Source organism: Gemmobacter sp. (genome assembly GCF_046292685.1).
In the GTDB taxonomy this organism is placed as follows: domain Bacteria; phylum Pseudomonadota; class Alphaproteobacteria; order Rhodobacterales; family Rhodobacteraceae; genus Wagnerdoeblera.
In genome coordinates this window covers 17,362-34,256 of record NZ_JBKBQM010000037.1, presented here as the reverse complement: position 1 = coordinate 34,256, position 16,895 = coordinate 17,362, and the positions used below count along the sequence as shown (strand labels likewise).

Sequence of the window (16,895 nt, the reverse complement as noted above, 5' to 3'; positions counted from 1 at the left end):
GGGGGGGGGGGGGGGGGGGGGGGGGGGGGGGGGGGGGGGGGGGGGGGGGGGGGGGGGGGGGGGGGGGGGGGGGGGGGGGGGGGGGGGGGGGGGGGGGGGGGGGGGGGGGGGGGGGGGGGGGCGGCGGGGGCGGGGGGGGGGGGGCGGCGGGGGGCGGGGGGGCGGGGGGGGGGGGGGGGGGCGGGGGGCCGCCCGCGCCCCCCCCCCCCCCGCCGCCCCCCCCCCCCCCCCCCCCCCCCCCCCCCCCCCCCCCCCCCCCCCCCCCCCCACCCCCCGCTCAAGGGGGCCTTCTGCCCCCTTGAGAAACCCCGGTCAGAAACCCCCGGCAGGGTCGGGGCGAAGCAGGGAACAGGGAGCGGGAGCGGTGGCGCTGAGTCTGCGGCAAGGCGAAATCCTGGAAATCGCGCGCAGCGAAGGGCGGGTGGTGGTCGAGGATCTGGCCGCCCGGTTCGGCGTGGCGGTGCAGACCATCCGCCGCGATCTGGGCGAACTGGCGGATGCCGGCCTGCTGGACCGGGTGCATGGCGGCGCGGTGCTGCGGGCCGGGGTGGCGAACATCGGCTACACCGAACGCCAGCGCCAGAACGCCGAGGCCAAGGCCGCCATCGGCGCGGCCTGCGCGGCGCTGATCCCGGACAATTCCAGCCTGATCCTGAACATCGGCACCACGACCGAAGCGGTGGCGCGCGCGCTTCTGGGGCATCGCAACCTGACGGTGGTCACCAACAACCTGAATGTCGCCCAGATCCTGGCGGCCAACGAAAGCTGCGAGGTGATTGTTGCGGGGGGCAGCCTGCGGCGCAGCGATGGCGGGCTGGTGGGCGACCTGACGGTGCAGGTGTTCGAGCAGTTCAAGGTCGATCTGGCGGTGATCGGCTGTTCGGCGCTGGATGCCGAAGGCGACCTGCTGGATTACGACCTGGCCGAGGTGCGGGTGGCGCGCACGATCCTGCGCCAGTCGCGCCGCCGGCTGCTGGTGGCCGATGCTGCCAAGCTGGGCCGGCAGGCGCCGGTGCGGCTGGCCTCGCTGGCCGAGCTGGACGGCATGGTCACCGACCGCCCCTTGCCCGAGCCCCTGGCTGCCGCCTGCGCCGGTTGGGGCACGGCGGTGCATCTGGCCTGAACCTTGCACGCGCGGCGCCGGGCCTTGCCCTTTGGCGCTTGCGCCATTACCTGTGGCCCTGCCTGAACCGGAGCGGCCCATGACATCCTTGCTGCAAATCCTGCTGATGATCCTGCAACTGTTGCAGTTCATCATCATCGCCCATGTCATCATGAGCTGGCTCATCAATTTCCAGGTGCTCAATCTGCGTCAGCCGCTGGTGGCGCAGATCTGGAACGGGCTGGAGCGGTTGCTGGACCCGATCTATTCGCGCATCCGGTCGGTGCTGCCGAACATGGCCGGGCTGGACCTTGCGCCGCTGGTGGCGCTGCTGGCGGTGTTTGCCTTGCGCATCGTGGTGACGAACAACCTCTACGCCTTCTGACGTGGCGCCCGATCCGCAACAGGTGCTGGCCCGGGTGTTCGGGTTTTCTGCCTTTCGGCCGGGGCAGGCAGAGATCGTGCAATCGGTGCTGGCGGGGCGCAACACGCTGGCCATCATGCCGACGGGCGGGGGCAAGTCGCTGTGTTTCCAGTTGCCGGCCCTGTGCCGCGACGGGGTGACGGTGGTGATTTCGCCGCTGATCGCGCTGATGCGCGACCAGGTGCGCGCGCTGAAGGCGGTGGGGGTCGAGGCGGGGGCCTTGACCTCGGGCAATACCGAGGCCGAGACGACCGAGGTGTTCGGCGCGCTGGAGGCCGGGCGGCTGAAGTTGCTGTATCTGGCGCCGGAACGGCTGGCGGGGGCAGGCACGCAGGCGCTGCTGCGCCGGGTGGGCTGCACGATGATCGCGGTGGACGAGGCGCATTGCGTCAGCCAGTGGGGCCACGACTTTCGCCCCGATTACCTGCGCATCGGAGAGTTGCGCCGCGCGCTGGGCGTGCCGCTGGCGGCCTTTACCGCCACCGCCGATGCCGAAACGCGCGACGAGATCGTGGCCCGCCTGTTCGATGGCGTGGCACCCGATACCTTTCTGCGCGGGTTCGACCGGCCCAACATTCACCTGGCCTTTGCCGCCAAGGATGTGCCGCGCGCGCAGATCCTGCGGTTCGTCACCGCGCGGCGGGGGTTGTCGGGCATCGTCTATTGCGCCACGCGGGCGCGCACCGAAACGCTGGCCCAGGCGCTGCGCGACGAAGGCCACCCGGCGGTGGCCTATCACGGCGGAATGGAGGCCGAGGCCCGCCGCAAGGTCGAAGCGCGTTTCCAGCAGGAAGACGGGCTGATCGTGGTGGCCACGGTCGCCTTCGGCATGGGCATCGACAAGCCGGACATCCGCTGGGTCGCGCATGCCGACCTGCCGAAGTCGATCGAAGGCTATTACCAGGAAATCGGCCGCGCCGGCCGCGATGGTGCGCCCGCCGAAACGCTGACGCTGTTCGGCGCCGACGACATCCGCCTGCGCCGCAGCCAGATCGACGAAGGGCTTGCCCCGCCCGAGCGCAAGGCCGCCGACCACGCCCGGCTGAACGCCTTGCTGGGCCTGGCCGAGGCCACGGGCTGCCGCCGCCAGGTGCTGCTGGGGTATTTCGGCGAAGCCGCCGGCCCCTGCGGCAACTGCGATATCTGCGACCGGCCCGTCGAGGTGTTCGATGCCACCGAAGCGGTGCGCAAGGCGCTGTCGGCCATTCTGCGCACGGGCGAAAGCTTTGGCGCCGGGCACCTGATCGACATTCTGACCGGCACCACAACCGACAAGGTGCGCGAACGCGGGCACGACCGGCTGCCCACCTTTGCCGTCGGGCGCGACATGGCGAAATCGGCCTGGGGCGCGGTGTTCCGGCAGATGATGGGGCGCGACCTGATCCGCCCCGATCCCGAACGCCACGGCGCCTTGCGCATGACCGATGCCGCGGTGCCGGTGCTGAAGGGCGAAGTGCCGGTGCATCTACGCCGCGACGCGATGAAGGCCGCCGACCGCCCCGCGGTCAAGGCCCTGGTGGCCGAGGAGGATGCCCCGCTGCTGTCGGCGCTGAAGGCCAAGCGGCGCGCCCTGGCCGAGGCGGCGAATGTGCCTGCCTACATCGTGTTTCCCGACCGCACCCTGGTCGAAATGGCCGAGCGCCGCCCGCGCACGCTGGATGAGATGGCGGGCATCACCGGTGTCGGTGCCCGCAAGCTGGAAAGCTTTGGCGCGGCCTTTCTGGAGGTGATCGCCGGCGCGGCCGAGCCGATGCACCCCCAGCGCCTGCGCCTGGCCGGGCGCCCGGAAGGCGCGTTGTTCGACCGGCTGCAGGACATTCAGCTGCGTCTGGCGCGCGGGGCAGACGGCACCGGCAAGCCGATGTCGCTGACCTCCTCGACCTTGCGCGCCATTGCCGAGCGGCGGCCGGCGTCGATCGAGGAGTTGCAGCGCCTGCCCGGCATGGATGCCGCAAGGGCCGAACGCTTTGGCCCGGCGTTTCTGGCGGCGCTGCGCGAAGAATAGACCGGGCGCCCGCCGCTGGTGCGGATGCCTGCCATTGCCCGCCTGCCCCTTGAATGCTATGTGCGCCCCTTGAACAGGCGGCGCGACACGGCGCCCGACAGCTAGGGAATGGTCATGGCGCACGATTACATTGTCCGCGATATCGGATTGGCAGAATTCGGCCGCAAGGAACTGATGATCGCCGAAACCGAAATGCCGGGCCTGATGGCCTGCCGCGCAGAGTTCGGCGAAGCCAAGCCGCTGAAGGGCGCCAGGATCGCCGGGTCGCTGCACATGACGATCCAGACCGCGGTGCTGATCGAAACGCTGGTGGCGCTGGGCGCGGAAGTGCGCTGGGCCAGCTGCAACATCTTTTCCACCCAGGATCACGCGGCCGCCGCCATTGCGGCCGGCGGCACCCCGGTGTTCGCCATCAAGGGCGAGACGCTGGAAGAATACTGGGATTACACCGACCGCATCTTCCAGTTCGGTGGCGAAGGCGGCATGTGCAACATGATCCTCGACGACGGCGGGGATGCCACCCTGTATATCCTGCTGGGCGCGCGGGTGGAGGCAGGCGAAACCGACCTGATCGCCGTGCCGACCAGCGACGAGGAAGTGTGCCTGTTCAACCAGATCCGCAAGCGTCTGGCCGCCAGCCCCGGCTGGTTCACCGCGCAGCGCGCCGCCATTCGCGGCGTGTCGGAAGAAACCACCACCGGCGTCAAGCGGCTTTACGACCTGCACAAGAAGGGCCTGCTGCCCTTCCCGGCGATCAACGTCAACGATTCCGTCACCAAGTCGAAGTTCGACAACAAGTATGGCTGCAAGGAATCGCTGGTCGATGGCATCCGCCGCGCGACCGACACGATGATGGCCGGCAAGGTGGCCGTGGTCTGCGGCTATGGCGACGTGGGCAAGGGTTCGGCCGCCAGCTTGCGCGGGGCCGGCGCGCGGGTGAAGGTGACCGAATGCGACCCGATCTGCGCGCTTCAGGCGGCGATGGACGGCTACGAGGTGACGCTGCTGGAGGATGAGGTGGCGACCGCCGACATCTTCATCACCACCACCGGCAACAAGGACGTGATCCGCATCGAGCACATGCGCGCGATGAAGGACATGGCCATCGTCGGCAACATCGGCCACTTCGACAACGAAATCCAGGTGGCCGCGCTGAAGAACCACAAGTGGACGAACATCAAGGACCAGGTGGACATGATCGAGATGCCTTCGGGCAACCGCATCATCCTTTTGTCCGAAGGGCGCCTGCTGAACCTTGGCAATGCCACGGGGCACCCCAGCTTCGTGATGTCGGCCAGCTTCACCAACCAGGTGCTGGCGCAGATCGAGCTGTGGACCCGCGGCGACCATTACAAGCCGGGCGTCTACATCCTGCCCAAGGCGCTGGACGAAAAGGTGGCTCGCCTGCATCTGGACCGGATCGGCGTCAAGCTGACCAAGCTCAACCCCGAGCAGGCCGCCTACATCGGCGTGACGCCCGAGGGGCCGTTCAAGCCGGAACACTACCGCTACTGAGCGGTCAGTCCGGCAGCGCCGCCAGGGCCTTGCGGTCGATCGCGGCCAGCAGCGCCCCGGCCACGGCCGGGGCGGCATGGCCGTTGGCCTGCGCCTCGGCCCGGTGCGACAAGGCGGTGGTCAGCTTCAAGCCGTTCGGCGTATCGAAATCCTTGCCGACAGGACGGTTCAGGCGGCTTTTGCCTTCGGGCCGGGTGCGGTTGAACAGGGTCAGCCCGCCGATCTTCAGGGTTTCCACCAGTTCGGTATCGCCGGCGTTGCGCTTGACCTCGGCTTGCAGGGCCTTGGCCCAGCCGCCATCGTCGCCGGGCCGGCCAAACGCGGCCACGGCCGGTCGAAAGCGCAGCGTGACCAGCAGATAATCGCCATCGGGCGCCAGATAGACCGCCTGGGCCCGCAGGCGGGCTTCGTCCTCGGTCTGGGGCGGGGCAATCAGGAACTGTTCCAGCACCGTGAACCCGCGGCTTTCCGCCAACGCGACGGCGCCGGGCGGCAGCAAGGCCCAGTCGGCCAGCAGCCGCTCCAGCGCGTCGGGGGCGGCGGCCTCGGCGCCGGTCAGCCGCAGCCAGCCGGCGGGGGCAGGGGGCAGGTAGTCGGCCGGCAAGGTGGACATCGCCGGCGGCGGCTCCGCCGAGGTGCCGGACAGCAGGGCCATGAAACGGTCGATCAGGCCGACCTGCGGCGCATCGGCTTGCGCCACGGCGGCGACGGGCGCAGGCAAAGGCGCGGCGGCGTCGGGTGTCGCGAGTGCGGCCGGGGCGGCTTGCTCGGGCCTAGGCGGCGCGGGCTCGGGGCCCGAACCCGGCAAAAGCGCGGCAAGGGCAACCTGCACATAGGGCTGGCCCTGATCGTCGCCGGGCAGAAAGGACAGCGCACCGGCCATCAGCGCAAGTCCGGCGGCCAGCATCGCCCGGGCCGGGGCGCGCCGCGGCGCGGGGACGGGCGTCGGGGCCGCCGGTGCCGGTTGCGCCGCCGCCAGATCGGGGGCGGGGTGCCGGGTCAGACGGCTTGGGGCGGGCGCGGGCGGCGCGGCGGGCAGCGGTGCGGCCTCGGGCCTTGCGCTTGCCTCGGTTTGCTTCAGGCGGGCCAGGCGTTCCTCGAAGGACGAATGTTTGAGACGCGACATGACAGCCCTCCGGGATGATGCGCGCCTCTTGCGGAGCGCCCTGTCAACCTTAGCAAGGCGATCCGGCACCATTCCGGCAGGATCGGCGCTTTTCCGTGGCGCGGGCGAACGCCTTGGCCATGCAGCAAAGTTTTCCCTTTGTGGCTTGCGGGGCATCTTCTATCGTCGGTCTACCGTGCCGCCCCGTGGCGGGCAGGCGCATGGCAACGCAAGAAACGGGGAGCACCATGAGCAAACGAGACGAGTTGATCGCGAAATATGCCGAAGACCTGCGCACCAAGTGCAAGGTCGAACCCGACATGGACCTGCTCAGGAAAGTCACCATCGGTTGCGGGCCGGCGATCTACAACGCGGACAGTTCGACGGTTGCCGCCTCGCAGGAAGGCGAGCTGGAAACGGTAAAGACCAACTTCCTGATGAAGAAACTGGGCCTGCCCGACAGCCCCGCGCTGATGGAGGGGATCAAGGCCGTTGTCGACATCTACGGCAAGTCCGAGCGCAACAAGTATCGCGCTGTGATGTATTACCTGCTGGTCAAGCATTTCGGCAAGGAAGCCGTCTACGGCTGACTCTGCCTTCGGGATTTGAGGCAAATCCCCGGCACTTGAGCTTTGGCGCCGCTGCGGAAATCGGGTAGGAAGAAGTCGGGCCAGGATGGCCGGACCTTATTCTTTTCCCGTGGTGCGAAGGGTGGCACTTGGGTGTGAAGGGGGGCTCCGGTGCGCCGGGGCCCCCGGTTTTTCGTTTCAGCGCAGCATCGTCATCGGGTCCAGGCTGTCGCCGCCGCGCCGCACCTCGAAATGCAGGAAGGGCGGGTTGCCGGCGCGCACCTTGCCGATCTGCTGGCCACGCTTGACTCGGGCGTCCTTGGTCACGTTGATGCCATCTACATTGGCATAGACCGTCAGCAGATTGCCGTCGTGCCGGATCACCACGATAGGCACCTGTTCGGTATCGCGGGTGATGGCGGCAACCGTGCCGTCTGCGGCAGCACGAACCGGGCTGCCCGCGGCGGCACCGATGCCGATGCCGTCATAGCGCCCCTTCTGATAGGCCCGGATCACCGCGCCGTCAGCCGGCATGGCCAGCTTGCCACCGTCGCTGACCGGCAGGCTGGGCGAGGGCGGGGCGTTGGCCGGCGTGCCGCCGCCGGCGCGCACGGGGGTTTCGGCCGGCAACGGCCGGGTCGCCGAAGGCGGCGGCGGTGTGGGCGAGCCGGTGCCGGGCGGCACCGCCACCGGTTCGACCCGCGCCGGCGGGCGCGCATCGGCCGAAGGCGGGATCAGCAGGGTCTGGCCTTCGCGCAGCGACAGGTCGGCAGGCAGGCCGTTCCATTCCGCCAGCGCGCGCGGTGTCACGTTGTAAAGCCGCGCGACGGTATAGGCGGATTCGCCGCGCTTGACCTTGTGGCGCACGGGTTCCTTGCCGACCGGTGTCGCTGGGGCGGCAGGACTGGCCACCGGGGCAGGCGCAGGCGCCGCCGCGGGTGCCGGGGCAGGGGCGGCGGGTTGCGCAGGGGCCACACGATCCAGCGCGGTGGTGGCAATTGCGCCCACATCCACCGCGCCGGGGCTGGCGGGAAGAACCGTTCCGAAGCCGCCGGTGGCCGGCGAAGGTTCGGCCACCCGGCCCGGCAGCAGCAGCACCTCGCCGCCTTGCAGCGGCAGGTCGGGTTGCAGCGCGTTGACCCGCCCCAGTTCGGCAGCATTCAGCCCCAAGCGCCCGGCAATCGCCTGCACCGTGTCGCCCCGCCCGGCCACCACGACCTGATACCCGGGATAGGAGATCACGCCGCGGTTGTCGGCGCGCGGACGGGGTGCGGTGGCGTTGCGCGCGGCCTCGGCGGTGTTGCCCGCGCCCGGCGCGCGCAGATCCCAGTCGAAGCGGCCATCGGGTGCGGTGCAACCCGCCAGCACCACGACAACCGCGGTCAGGGTCAGGGGAAGGCGCGGAAGGGAAATGGTCGTCATCGCTCTGCCTCGTGAAACGGCCGGGCTGGTCCCGGCGCTGCTGTTGCCCGCGCTGGCGGCGGGCTGGTCAATCTGTGGCGACCCCTTCGACCAGCGGCACGAAGCGCACGGGCCGCAGATCCTCGTAGTCGAACCGGCGCTCGTCCAGGCGGCGAATGCGGACAAGCTGTTGCACCGTGTCGGACTGGCCGACCGGCAGCACCATGATACCCCCGATCCGCAACTGCTCCAATAGGGTGGGGGGCGGGTCTTCGGCGGCGGCGGTCACGATGATGCGGTCGAACGGCGCCTGTTCGCCGAAAGGCGCCCAGGCAACAGGCGCCGGGCCGGGGGAAAACGGCTCGGCGGTGCCGCGCACCACCGGCCAGCCGGCATCGCGCCGCGCAAGGCACCCGTCGCCGGTGCGGGCGACGATGTTGTGCAGCCCGAGCCGGTGGAACACCTCGGAGGCGTCGCGCACAAGCGAACGGTGGCGGTCCACGGTATAGACCCGCCGTGCCATCTGGCTGAGCACCGCCGCCTGATAGCCCGAGCCGGTGCCGACCTCGAGCACGATGTCGCGCGGGCCGACCTGCAAGGCCTCGGTCATCAGGGCCACCACCGAAGGCTGGCTGATCGTCTGGCCGCAGCCGATGGGCAAGGGCATGTCGTCATAGGCGCGGTCGGCGAAATGCCCGCGCACAAAGGCGCCGCGGTCGATACGCTCCATCGCCTCCAGCACGCGCTTGTCGGTGATCCCGCGCGAGCGCAAGGCGAACAGGAAGCGCATCTTGCGCTCGGCAAGGGGTTCGGCGTGGTCTTCCGGCCCCTTGGCGTCGGTCATCCGAAATGCGCCTCCAGTTCCGGCAGCCGGTCGTGCGCCGTCAGATCGCAGCGCATCGGCGTGACCGAGATGTAGCCTTCGAGGTTGGCGGCGGCATCGGTGCCCGGCGCGGTCGGGGCGTGCTGCGGGCCGCCCTTGATCCACAGGAACTTGCGCCCCGAAGGCGAACGGTGCGGTTCGACCCCGAAGTTGGTGTCGCGGCGGAAGCCTTGCGCCGCAACCCGCACGCCCTTGACCCGCGCCGCTGGAATGGGCGGGAAATTGACGTTGTAGAACAGTCGGTAATCCGCGCCGTGATCCCAGATGTCGGCCTTGAGGATGGAGCGGACGACGTCGGTGCCGTGGGCGCGGGCGGTTTCGAACTCGTCGGCCAGGTCCATCGTTTCCGGGCCGAGGTATTGCGAAAGGGCAATGGCCGGAATGCCTTGCAACGCCGCCTCCATCGCGCCGCCCACGGTGCCGGAATACAGCGTGTTTTCCGCCGAGTTGTTGCCCCGGTTGACCCCCGACAGGATCAGGTCGGGCCGCGCACCCTCCAGCACGTCGTAAAGGCCTGCCAGCACGCAATCGGCCGGGCTGCCTTCGGCGGCATAGCGGCGGTGGCCCAGGCGTGCCACCATCATGGGCCGGGTATAGCTGATGCAATGCGCCACGCCCGATTGCTCGAAGGCGGGGGCGACGGTCCAGACCTCGCCTTCGGGGCCGGCGATGGCGTGGGCGATCGCGGTCAGCACCTCCAGCCCCGGAGCGTTGATGCCGTCGTCGTTGGTCAGAAGAATGCGCATGGGTCCGCCTTGTTTTGCTGCCCCTGCTTAGCGCGGATCGCGGCAAAAGGGAATCCGCCCTGGGTGGCTGGCTAGCGGATCGGGCCGCGATTGTGCGGCGTGTAGGGCTCGATCGAGCCGTTTGCGCGCGGAAAGGCGAATTGCGCGGTGACCGTGGCGATCTGCGTCCCGGCGGGGATGCGCATGCCCGGCTTGAGGCACCATTGCGGCACCATCGCCGAGCCGGGCGGATAGGATTGCACCACCGGCACCATCGAGCGGTCGTAGAGATTCAGGCCCTGCCGGTAATCCTCGCGCGCGCGCAGGTGGGCGGCCAGTTCCGCCGCGTCGAACGGCCGGCCGTCGGGAAACACCGCCGAAAGCCGGAAGTCGATTTCCGACACATCGGGCAGCCGGGACAGCGCCAGCACATGCGCCATCTGCGCCAGTTCGCCCGCGCGCAGCCCGAGCACGCGTTCGATCTGGGGCGCCGTCAGGCCGAAAAGGTATTTTTCCTGCGTGATGTAGCCCGCGATCATCGGCGGCTGTCCCGCATGGTTCAGCGCCGCGGGGCTGAGCACCTTGACCGGACGCATCCCAGGCCGGTCGGACCAGTGCCGGATCGAGCTGTGCAGGGCAAGTTCCATCAGCGTGGCCACGGCGCCGCTCCTCTCTGGTCATGGTCCAGAGTGCCTTGGCAGCACCGAATTGTCACCTGCGGAATACCCGCCCTGCGCCCGCGGTCAGCGCATGCGCAGCGCGCCGTCGATGCGGATCGTCTCGCCGTTCAGATAGCCGCATTCGACCATGAAGCGCACGAGGCGCGCATATTCCGCGGGGTCGCCCAGACGCCGCGGAAAGGGCACATCGGCGGCAAGCTGGGTGCGCGCATCTTCGGGCAGGCCCATCAGCATGGGCGTCAGGAACAGCCCCGGCGCGATGGTGTTGATGCGGATGGCGTTCTGCGCCAGATCGCGGGCGATGGGCAGCGTCATGCCCGCCACCCCGGCCTTGGAGGCAGCATAGGCCGCCTGGCCCTTTTGCCCGTCGAAGGCCGCGATGGACGCGGTGTTGACGATGGCGCCGCGTTCGCCGTCGACCAGGTCGTTGCCGGCCATTTCCGCTGCGGCCAGCCGGATGCAGTTGAACGTGCCGACCAGGTTGACGTCGATCACCTTGCGATAGCGTGCAAGGTCGTGCGGCCCTTCCTTGCCCACGGTCTTTTCGCCGATGGCGATGCCTGCGCAGTTGACCAGCACGTTGACCCCACCCATCGCCGCCTTGGCCGCGGCGACGCCGGCGGCGACCGAGGCTTCGTCGGTGACATCGACGGTCACGTAGGTGGCGCCGATTTCGGCGGCCAGCGCCTGCCCGCGTTCGGCGTCGCGGTCGAAAATGGTCACCTGGGCCCCCGCCTCGCGGAAGCCGCGGGCGGTCGCGGCGCCGAGGCCCGATGCTGCGCCGGTGATGATGGCCTTGGCCGATGACATCTGCATGCTGTTCCCCCCAAGGAAATGAACGATTGTTCAGATGTGCCTTGCCGGCCGCGCCCTGTCAAAAGGAAAGCGGTGCGGAAACGCCCTGCCGCGGTTGTTTCGTAGCGGCCCCTTTCCGCGGCGGACGGCAAGGCATAGGGTCGGCGCGTTCGATCAGGGAAGGGATTTCATGGCCAACCCCTTTCAGCACCTGGCCGGGTCCGGCCTGTTTGCCCGCGCGTTGCGCGGGTCGGCCATCGTGGCGCTGGGTTACGTGGCCTCGCAGGTGCTGCGGCTGGGGTCGAACCTGATCCTGACGCGGCTTCTGTTTCCCGAAGCGTTCGGCATGATGGCGCTGGTCACCGTGGTGATGATCGGCTTGATGATGTTTTCCGACGTCGGCATCGGCCCGGCGATCCTGGGCGACCGGCGTGGCGACGATCCGCGCTTTCTGGATACCGCATGGACGATCCAGGTGGTGCGCGGCGCGCTCTTGTGGGGTGTCACCTGGGCGCTGGCCTGGCCGCTTGCCGCGTTCTACCGGGCACCCGAGCTGACGCAGCTGTTGCCGGTGGCCGGGCTGACGCTGCTGATTGCCGGTTTCAACCCGACGCGCATCGAAACGGCCAACCGGCATCTGGCGCTGGGGCGGGTCACGCTGCTGGATCTGACCGCGCAGGTCGCCGGCATCGCCGCCATGATCGTGCTGGCGATCGCCACGCATTCGGTCTGGGCGCTGGTCTGGGGCAACATCCTGGGCACGCTGGTGAAGCTGGGGTTGACCACCGCCTTCCTGCCAGGTCATCGCAACCGCTTTGGCTGGGACAAGGCGGCGGCCGGCGCGCTGATCCGCTTCGGCGGCTGGATCTTCCTTTCGACGGCCTGCGGCTTTCTGCTGATGCAAGGCGACAAGGCGATTCTGGGCCGGTATCTGAGCCTGACCAGCCTTGGCATCTACAACATCGGGTATTTCCTGGCCTCGTTTCCGATGCTGCTGGCGGCGGCGGTCGTCGGGCGCATCTTCATTCCGCTGTATCGAGAGGTTGCCGCCGATGGCAGCGACCGGGTCTATCGACGCCTGCGCCGGATGCGTTTTGCCGTGACGGGCACGGTTTTCGTGCTGGTCGGCAGCGTGGCGATGCTGGGCGTGTCGCTGGTGGGTCTGCTCTACGACGCGCGCTATGCGGCGGCAGGGGCCGTGGTGGTGGCGGTCGCCTGCGTGCAACTGCCGCAACTGCTGATGGCGACCTACGATTCGGCTGCGCTGGCCGCGGGCGATTCGCGCGGGTTCTTTCTGGTGTCGGCCTTGCGGGCCGGGGCGCAGACCGCGCTGTTTCTGGCCGGCGCCGAACTGGCCGGCCTGCCGGGGGCGCTGATCGCGCAGGCCCTGGCCGCCATTCTGGCAGCGCCCGGCAGCATCTGGCTGGCCCGCCGCCACAAGGTGCACGACCCGCTGCACGACGGGGTGTTCGGCCTGCTGGCCGCAGCACTCGCAGCCTTCGCGCTTTGGTTGCACTGGTCTTTCCTGCCGGTGCTTTGGACGTTGTAGAATTTTCCTTCATGCACAACCGTTCAGACTCGGTTAACGTGATCGTGCGCACATCCTGCAAGCGAACACGGCACGGGGCAAACATGGGTCATGTCCGGACACGTCAGCAACGCGGCACCGCCGGGGCGGCCTCTCTCGGGCGCGGTGCCCGTGTGGTGCAGGTTCTTGCGCGCGCGCTGGCGGCTCCCGTTTCCCGCGCGGACGAGGCGATCGACCTGATCCTGTCGGAAATGGGCGCCTTCGGCGATGTGGACAGGGCCTATGTGTTCCAGCGCAAACCTGGCGAGCTGCTGGACAATACGCATGAATGGTGCGCGCCCGGAATCGAACCGATGATCGACCTGCTCAAGGATCAGTCGATGGATATCATCGCACCCTGGCGCGAAGGGTTCGAGAGGGGCGAGGTATTTCATGCGCCTTCGGTCCGATCGCTGCCGCTGAACTCGCTGATCCGCGATGTGCTGGAAATGCAGGGCATCCAGAGCCTGATCCTCGTGCCTTTCCAGAAGGATGGCCGGATGTCCGGCTTTGTCGGCTATGATGCGGTGCGCCAGGAAAGGTTGTTCACCGACGATGAAATCAGCATCCTGACGGCTATGGCCGGCGCCATCGGCACCATCATCGGGCGCGTCGCGGCCGACCGGGAAATCCGCAGCACCCAGGCCGAACTGGAATCGGCCCGCAACCGGCTGGTAGCCACGTTGCAGGCGCTGCCCGATCTGGTGCTGGAATTCGATGCCGAGGGCCGGTTCATGGATTACCATACCGGCGATCCCGACCTGCTGTTTCCCGACCCCGACGCGATGATCGGCCGGAGTCTGGAAAACATGGTGCCCGCCGAAACGGCGTCGATCTTTCGTGCCGCGATGGCCGAGACTCGCCGCAACGGCCGCTGCCCGAGCTTTCGCTATCGCCTGGATTTCGGCAAGCACGAGCGCTGGTTCGAAGCGTCGGGCGCGTTGCGGCGTGTCACCGATTCGAAAGCCGAGCCGGGTCATGTTTTCGTGGTGCGCGATGTCACTGCCGACCATGCGCGCCGCGCGGAACTGACGAAGCTGGGCCAGATTGCTCGGCATATGACCAATTTCGTGGTCATCACCGACACCGAAGAACGCGTCGTCTGGGCAAACCCTGCGTTTCTGGCTCGGTCGGGCTATGAGCTCGAAGAAATCCTCGGCCACAACCCGGCGGATCTGACGCGCGGGCCCGACACCGATCCGCAGACCGTGGCGCGCGTCGGCGCCGCGATCGCGCAGCGACAGTCCGTTCATGCCGAAATCCTGAACTATGACCGATTCGGCTGCCCCTACTGGATCGACATGAACATCCACCCGATGACCGACGCCGATGGCCGGCATGTCGGCTTCGTTTCGATCGAAACCGACATTTCCGAACGCAAGCGACAGGAAGCACGGCTGGAGGAGCTGGCCCAGGCGGCGGTTGCAGCGCGCGAACAGCTCGAGGCGGCCATCGAATCGTTGCCCGACGCATTCGCCATCTTCGATGCCGAGGATCGGCTGGCGCTGTTCAACCGGCGCTACCTCGAATGTTTCAGCGGTATCGCCGATCTTCTCGTGCCGGGCGCGCGTTACGAGGATATCCTGCGCGAAGGTCTGGCGCGCGGAGTCTATCGGGATGCCATCGGCCGCGAGGCGGAGTGGCTCGCCGAAGCGATGCGCGAACATCGCCAACCCCAGCACGAACGCGAGCTGCAACTGGCCGATGGCCGCTGGATTCGCACGGTGGAAATGGCCATGCCCGATGGCGGGCGCGTGGGCATGCGCATCGACATCACCGCGCTGAAGCGGGCCGAGACGCGGCTGCAGGACATCATCGCCGCGGCGGCAGCCGGCACCTGGGAATGGAACCTGGAAACCGGCATCACCCGGATCAACGACCGCTGGGCCGAAATGCTGGGCTACACCCATGCCGAGGTGTCCGAGAACAACGGCGACGTGTGGCGAAACCGGATGCATCCCGACGACGCCGGCCGCGTGGCCGAGGCGATCGAGCGCACGTTTCGCGGCGAGATTGCACAGTTTGAAACCGAGTTCCGCCTGCGCCATCGGCAGGGGCACTGGGTCAACATCCTGTCGCGCGGGCGGGTCAGCCGCCGCGGGCCGAATGGCGAACCGCTGGAAATGGTCGGGGCGCATATCGATGTATCTGCCTTGAAGGTGGCGCAGCAGCGGTTGGAGCAGATCATCCGTGGGGCTTCGGTCGGCACCTGGGAATACGACCTGCAGGCGGGCCGGAACATTGTGAACAGCCTCTGGGCCGAAATGCTGGGTTACGAACTCGAGGAGGTGCAGGGCCTCACCGTCGAGCAGTGGCGCCAAATGGTGCACCCCGACGATCTTGCCGAACTGGACCAGCGGCATGTCGAGCGGTTGAACAACGGCCAGGAGATGTTCGAGGCCGAAATCCGCATGCGCCACCGCGACGGGCATTGGGTCTGGGTCATGTCGCGCGGGCAGGTGGCCCGCCGGAATGCCTACGGCGCCGCCGAGGTGATGTCCGGCATCCACATCGACATTTCCGAGGCCAAGGCCCGCGAGGCCGCGATGCAGGCCGCGAACGAGCGTCTGAGCGCCGCCTTGCAAGAGCGCGACAAGGCGCAGAAGCGGTTTTCGGACATTGCCGCGGTGTCGATGGACTGGTTCTGGGAAACCGACGCCAACGATTGCTACACCTTTCTGTCGAACAGCTTTCAGCGCCAGACCGGGCGCGACCCGGCGGACGTGCTTGGCACTTCGGGCTGGCTGTGCGAGGAGCTTTACCCCGAAACGCGCGAAAGCGCCGACTGGGACTGGCTGCGCGAACGGTTCCGCAAGCGCGAGCCCTATCAGGATTTCGTCTTTCGCTTGCCCGCCCATGCCACGGGCGGCCGCGAAATGTGGGTGCGCACCAGCGGCCTGCCGTTCTATGCGCCCGACGGAACCTACCTGGGCTATCGCGGCGTGTCGTCGGACATCACGTTGCTCTACGCTGCCAAGGAAAAGGCCGAGGCCGCCAGCCGGGCGAAATCGCAGTTCCTGGCGAACATGAGCCACGAGATCCGAACGCCTTTGAACGGCGTGCTTGGCATGGCCGAACTGCTGTCCGATGCGCTCACCGACCCCGTGCATCGCCAGATGATCGAGACCATCCGCGAATCCGGCGAAGGTTTGCTGAACGTCCTGAACGACATCCTGGACCTGGCCAAGGTCGAGGCGGGCAAGCTCGACCTGGAAACCGTATCCTTCGTGCCGCGCGATCTGGCCGGCAAGGTCGAAGCGATGTATTCGCTGCGCGCCCAGGAAAAGGGGCTGTCGTTTTCGGTGCTCTGTGATGCCGGGGCCGATCTTCCGCGGCTGGGCGACCCGCACCGGACCCTTCAGGTGCTGCACAACCTGGTCAACAACGCCATCAAGTTCACCCACCAGGGCGAAGTGACGGTGACGATGCGCGCCCGTCGCGGCGAGCCGCTGGTGATCGAAGTGGCCGATACCGGCATCGGCATGACGGCCGACCAGCAAAGCCGCGCCTTCGAGGATTTCGAGCAGGCCGATGGCGCGGTCACACGGCGCTATGGCGGCACGGGGCTAGGCCTTTCGATTTCGCGGCGGCTGGTCGGGCTGATGGGGGGCAGGATCACGGTTTCCAGCAAGCCAGGAAAGGGCACCGTGATGCGGGTAGAGCTGCCGCTGCCCATGGCCGACACCCTGCCCGAAGCCGAGCCGCCGCCGGCTGCGCCGCTGCCCTCGGTCGCCGGGCTGCGCGCGCTGGTGGCCGACGACAATGCTACCAACCGCCTGATCCTGAAGGCGATGCTCGGCGTGCTGGGCGTTTCGGTGACGATGGTCGAGGACGGCGCGAAGGCGGTATCGGCGTGGCAGCCGGGGGCTTTCGACGTGCTGCTTCTGGATATCTCGATGCCGGAGCTCGACGGCATCGCTGCCCTGGCCGCAATCCGCGCGCGCGCCGCCGCGGCCCATGCACCTATGCCGCCGGCGGTTGCCGTGACCGCCAACGCGATGACCCATCAGATCGAGGGTTACTATGCGGCCGGTTTTGACGGCTATGTCGGCAAGCCGTTCCGGCGCGACGAGCTTTGTGCCACGCTGGTTCGGGTTGCAAAGCCGGTGCAGCCCCCGGACTGA

The 16,895-nt window shown here is 68.3% G+C and carries 13 protein-coding genes; 7 read left to right on the top strand and 6 right to left on the bottom strand.

Features of this window, described 5'->3' with window-relative positions; translation table 11 throughout:
- The first annotated feature begins 364 nt into the window (after positions 1–364).
- From ACK4S2_RS11195 to ahcY, 4 genes are all read left to right on the top strand, one after another.
- Positions 365–1,123: a DeoR/GlpR family DNA-binding transcription regulator gene (locus ACK4S2_RS11195; protein WP_409624071.1), complete on the top strand. Its 759-nt coding sequence runs from the start codon at positions 365–367 to the stop codon at positions 1,121–1,123.
- 79 nt (positions 1,124–1,202) lie between these two features.
- Complete coding sequence (locus ACK4S2_RS11190) at positions 1,203–1,487, top strand: YggT family protein (protein WP_409624069.1); 285 nt, start codon at positions 1,203–1,205, stop codon at positions 1,485–1,487.
- 1 nt (position 1,488) lies between these two features.
- On the top strand, positions 1,489–3,531 hold the full coding sequence (gene recQ / locus ACK4S2_RS11185) for a DNA helicase RecQ (protein WP_409624067.1): 2,043 nt from the start codon (positions 1,489–1,491) through the stop codon (positions 3,529–3,531).
- 114 nt (positions 3,532–3,645) lie between these two features.
- A complete protein-coding gene (ahcY, locus tag ACK4S2_RS11180) occupies positions 3,646–5,046 on the top strand; it encodes an adenosylhomocysteinase (RefSeq protein WP_409624065.1) in 1,401 nt (466 codons plus the stop codon).
- Between the two features lie 4 nt (positions 5,047–5,050).
- On the opposite strand, the gene ACK4S2_RS11175 is transcribed toward ahcY, so the two are convergent.
- A complete protein-coding gene (locus tag ACK4S2_RS11175) occupies positions 5,051–6,172 on the bottom strand; it encodes a hypothetical protein (RefSeq protein ID WP_409624063.1) in 1,122 nt (373 codons plus the stop codon).
- A gap of 227 nt (positions 6,173–6,399) precedes the next feature.
- On the opposite strand from ACK4S2_RS11175, the gene ACK4S2_RS11170 reads away from it, so the two are divergent.
- Positions 6,400–6,741, top strand: coding sequence for a DUF2853 family protein (locus ACK4S2_RS11170; RefSeq protein WP_409624061.1), 342 nt, complete (start codon positions 6,400–6,402; stop codon positions 6,739–6,741).
- A gap of 177 nt (positions 6,742–6,918) precedes the next feature.
- On the opposite strand, the gene ACK4S2_RS11165 is transcribed toward ACK4S2_RS11170, so the two are convergent.
- The 5 genes from ACK4S2_RS11165 to ACK4S2_RS11145 all read right to left on the bottom strand — a co-directional run bounded on the left by ACK4S2_RS11165 (position 6,919) and on the right by ACK4S2_RS11145 (position 11,225).
- Positions 6,919–8,142, bottom strand: a complete 1,224-nt coding sequence (locus tag ACK4S2_RS11165) for a peptidoglycan DD-metalloendopeptidase family protein (RefSeq protein ID WP_409624059.1) — start codon at positions 8,140–8,142, stop codon at positions 6,919–6,921.
- Between the two features lie 67 nt (positions 8,143–8,209).
- Positions 8,210–8,965, bottom strand: a complete 756-nt coding sequence (locus tag ACK4S2_RS11160; RefSeq protein ID WP_409624057.1) for a protein-L-isoaspartate O-methyltransferase family protein — start codon at positions 8,963–8,965, stop codon at positions 8,210–8,212.
- Positions 8,962–9,750: a 5'/3'-nucleotidase SurE gene (gene surE, locus ACK4S2_RS11155; protein ID WP_409624055.1), complete on the bottom strand. Its 789-nt coding sequence runs from the start codon at positions 9,748–9,750 to the stop codon at positions 8,962–8,964. Before surE ends, ACK4S2_RS11160 begins: the two co-directional genes overlap by 4 nt.
- Positions 9,751–9,821: 71 nt before the next feature.
- Positions 9,822–10,388, bottom strand: coding sequence for a hypothetical protein (locus tag ACK4S2_RS11150; protein ID WP_409624053.1), 567 nt, complete (start codon positions 10,386–10,388; stop codon positions 9,822–9,824).
- Between the two features lie 84 nt (positions 10,389–10,472).
- On the bottom strand, positions 10,473–11,225 hold the full coding sequence (locus ACK4S2_RS11145; protein WP_409624051.1) for an SDR family NAD(P)-dependent oxidoreductase: 753 nt from the start codon (positions 11,223–11,225) through the stop codon (positions 10,473–10,475).
- A 169-nt stretch (positions 11,226–11,394) separates the two neighbouring features.
- On the opposite strand from ACK4S2_RS11145, the gene ACK4S2_RS11140 reads away from it, so the two are divergent.
- Entirely contained in the window at positions 11,395–12,753 is a 1,359-nt protein-coding gene (locus ACK4S2_RS11140; protein WP_409624049.1) for an oligosaccharide flippase family protein, read from the top strand.
- Positions 12,754–12,908: 155 nt separating this feature from the next.
- On the top strand, positions 12,909–16,895 hold the full coding sequence (locus ACK4S2_RS11135) for a PAS domain S-box protein (RefSeq protein WP_409624047.1): 3,987 nt from the start codon (positions 12,909–12,911) through the stop codon (positions 16,893–16,895).

What these genes read in the sequence shown, in the direction of transcription:
- ACK4S2_RS11190 (WP_409624069.1), top strand. Translation starts at nt 1,203, where the DNA reads ATGACATCCTTGCTGCAAATCCTGCTGATGATCCTGCAACTGTTGCAG.
- ahcY (WP_409624065.1), top strand. Translation starts at nt 3,646, where the DNA reads ATGGCGCACGATTACATTGTCCGCGATATCGGATTGGCAGAATTCGGC.
- ACK4S2_RS11175 (WP_409624063.1), bottom strand. Translation starts at nt 6,172, where the DNA reads ATGTCGCGTCTCAAACATTCGTCCTTCGAGGAACGCCTGGCCCGCCTG.
- ACK4S2_RS11170 (WP_409624061.1), top strand. Translation starts at nt 6,400, where the DNA reads ATGAGCAAACGAGACGAGTTGATCGCGAAATATGCCGAAGACCTGCGC.
- ACK4S2_RS11165 (WP_409624059.1), bottom strand. Translation starts at nt 8,142, where the DNA reads ATGACGACCATTTCCCTTCCGCGCCTTCCCCTGACCCTGACCGCGGTT.
- ACK4S2_RS11160 (WP_409624057.1), bottom strand. Translation starts at nt 8,965, where the DNA reads ATGACCGACGCCAAGGGGCCGGAAGACCACGCCGAACCCCTTGCCGAG.
- surE (WP_409624055.1), bottom strand. Translation starts at nt 9,750, where the DNA reads ATGCGCATTCTTCTGACCAACGACGACGGCATCAACGCTCCGGGGCTG.
- ACK4S2_RS11145 (WP_409624051.1), bottom strand. Translation starts at nt 11,225, where the DNA reads ATGCAGATGTCATCGGCCAAGGCCATCATCACCGGCGCAGCATCGGGC.
- ACK4S2_RS11140 (WP_409624049.1), top strand. Translation starts at nt 11,395, where the DNA reads ATGGCCAACCCCTTTCAGCACCTGGCCGGGTCCGGCCTGTTTGCCCGC.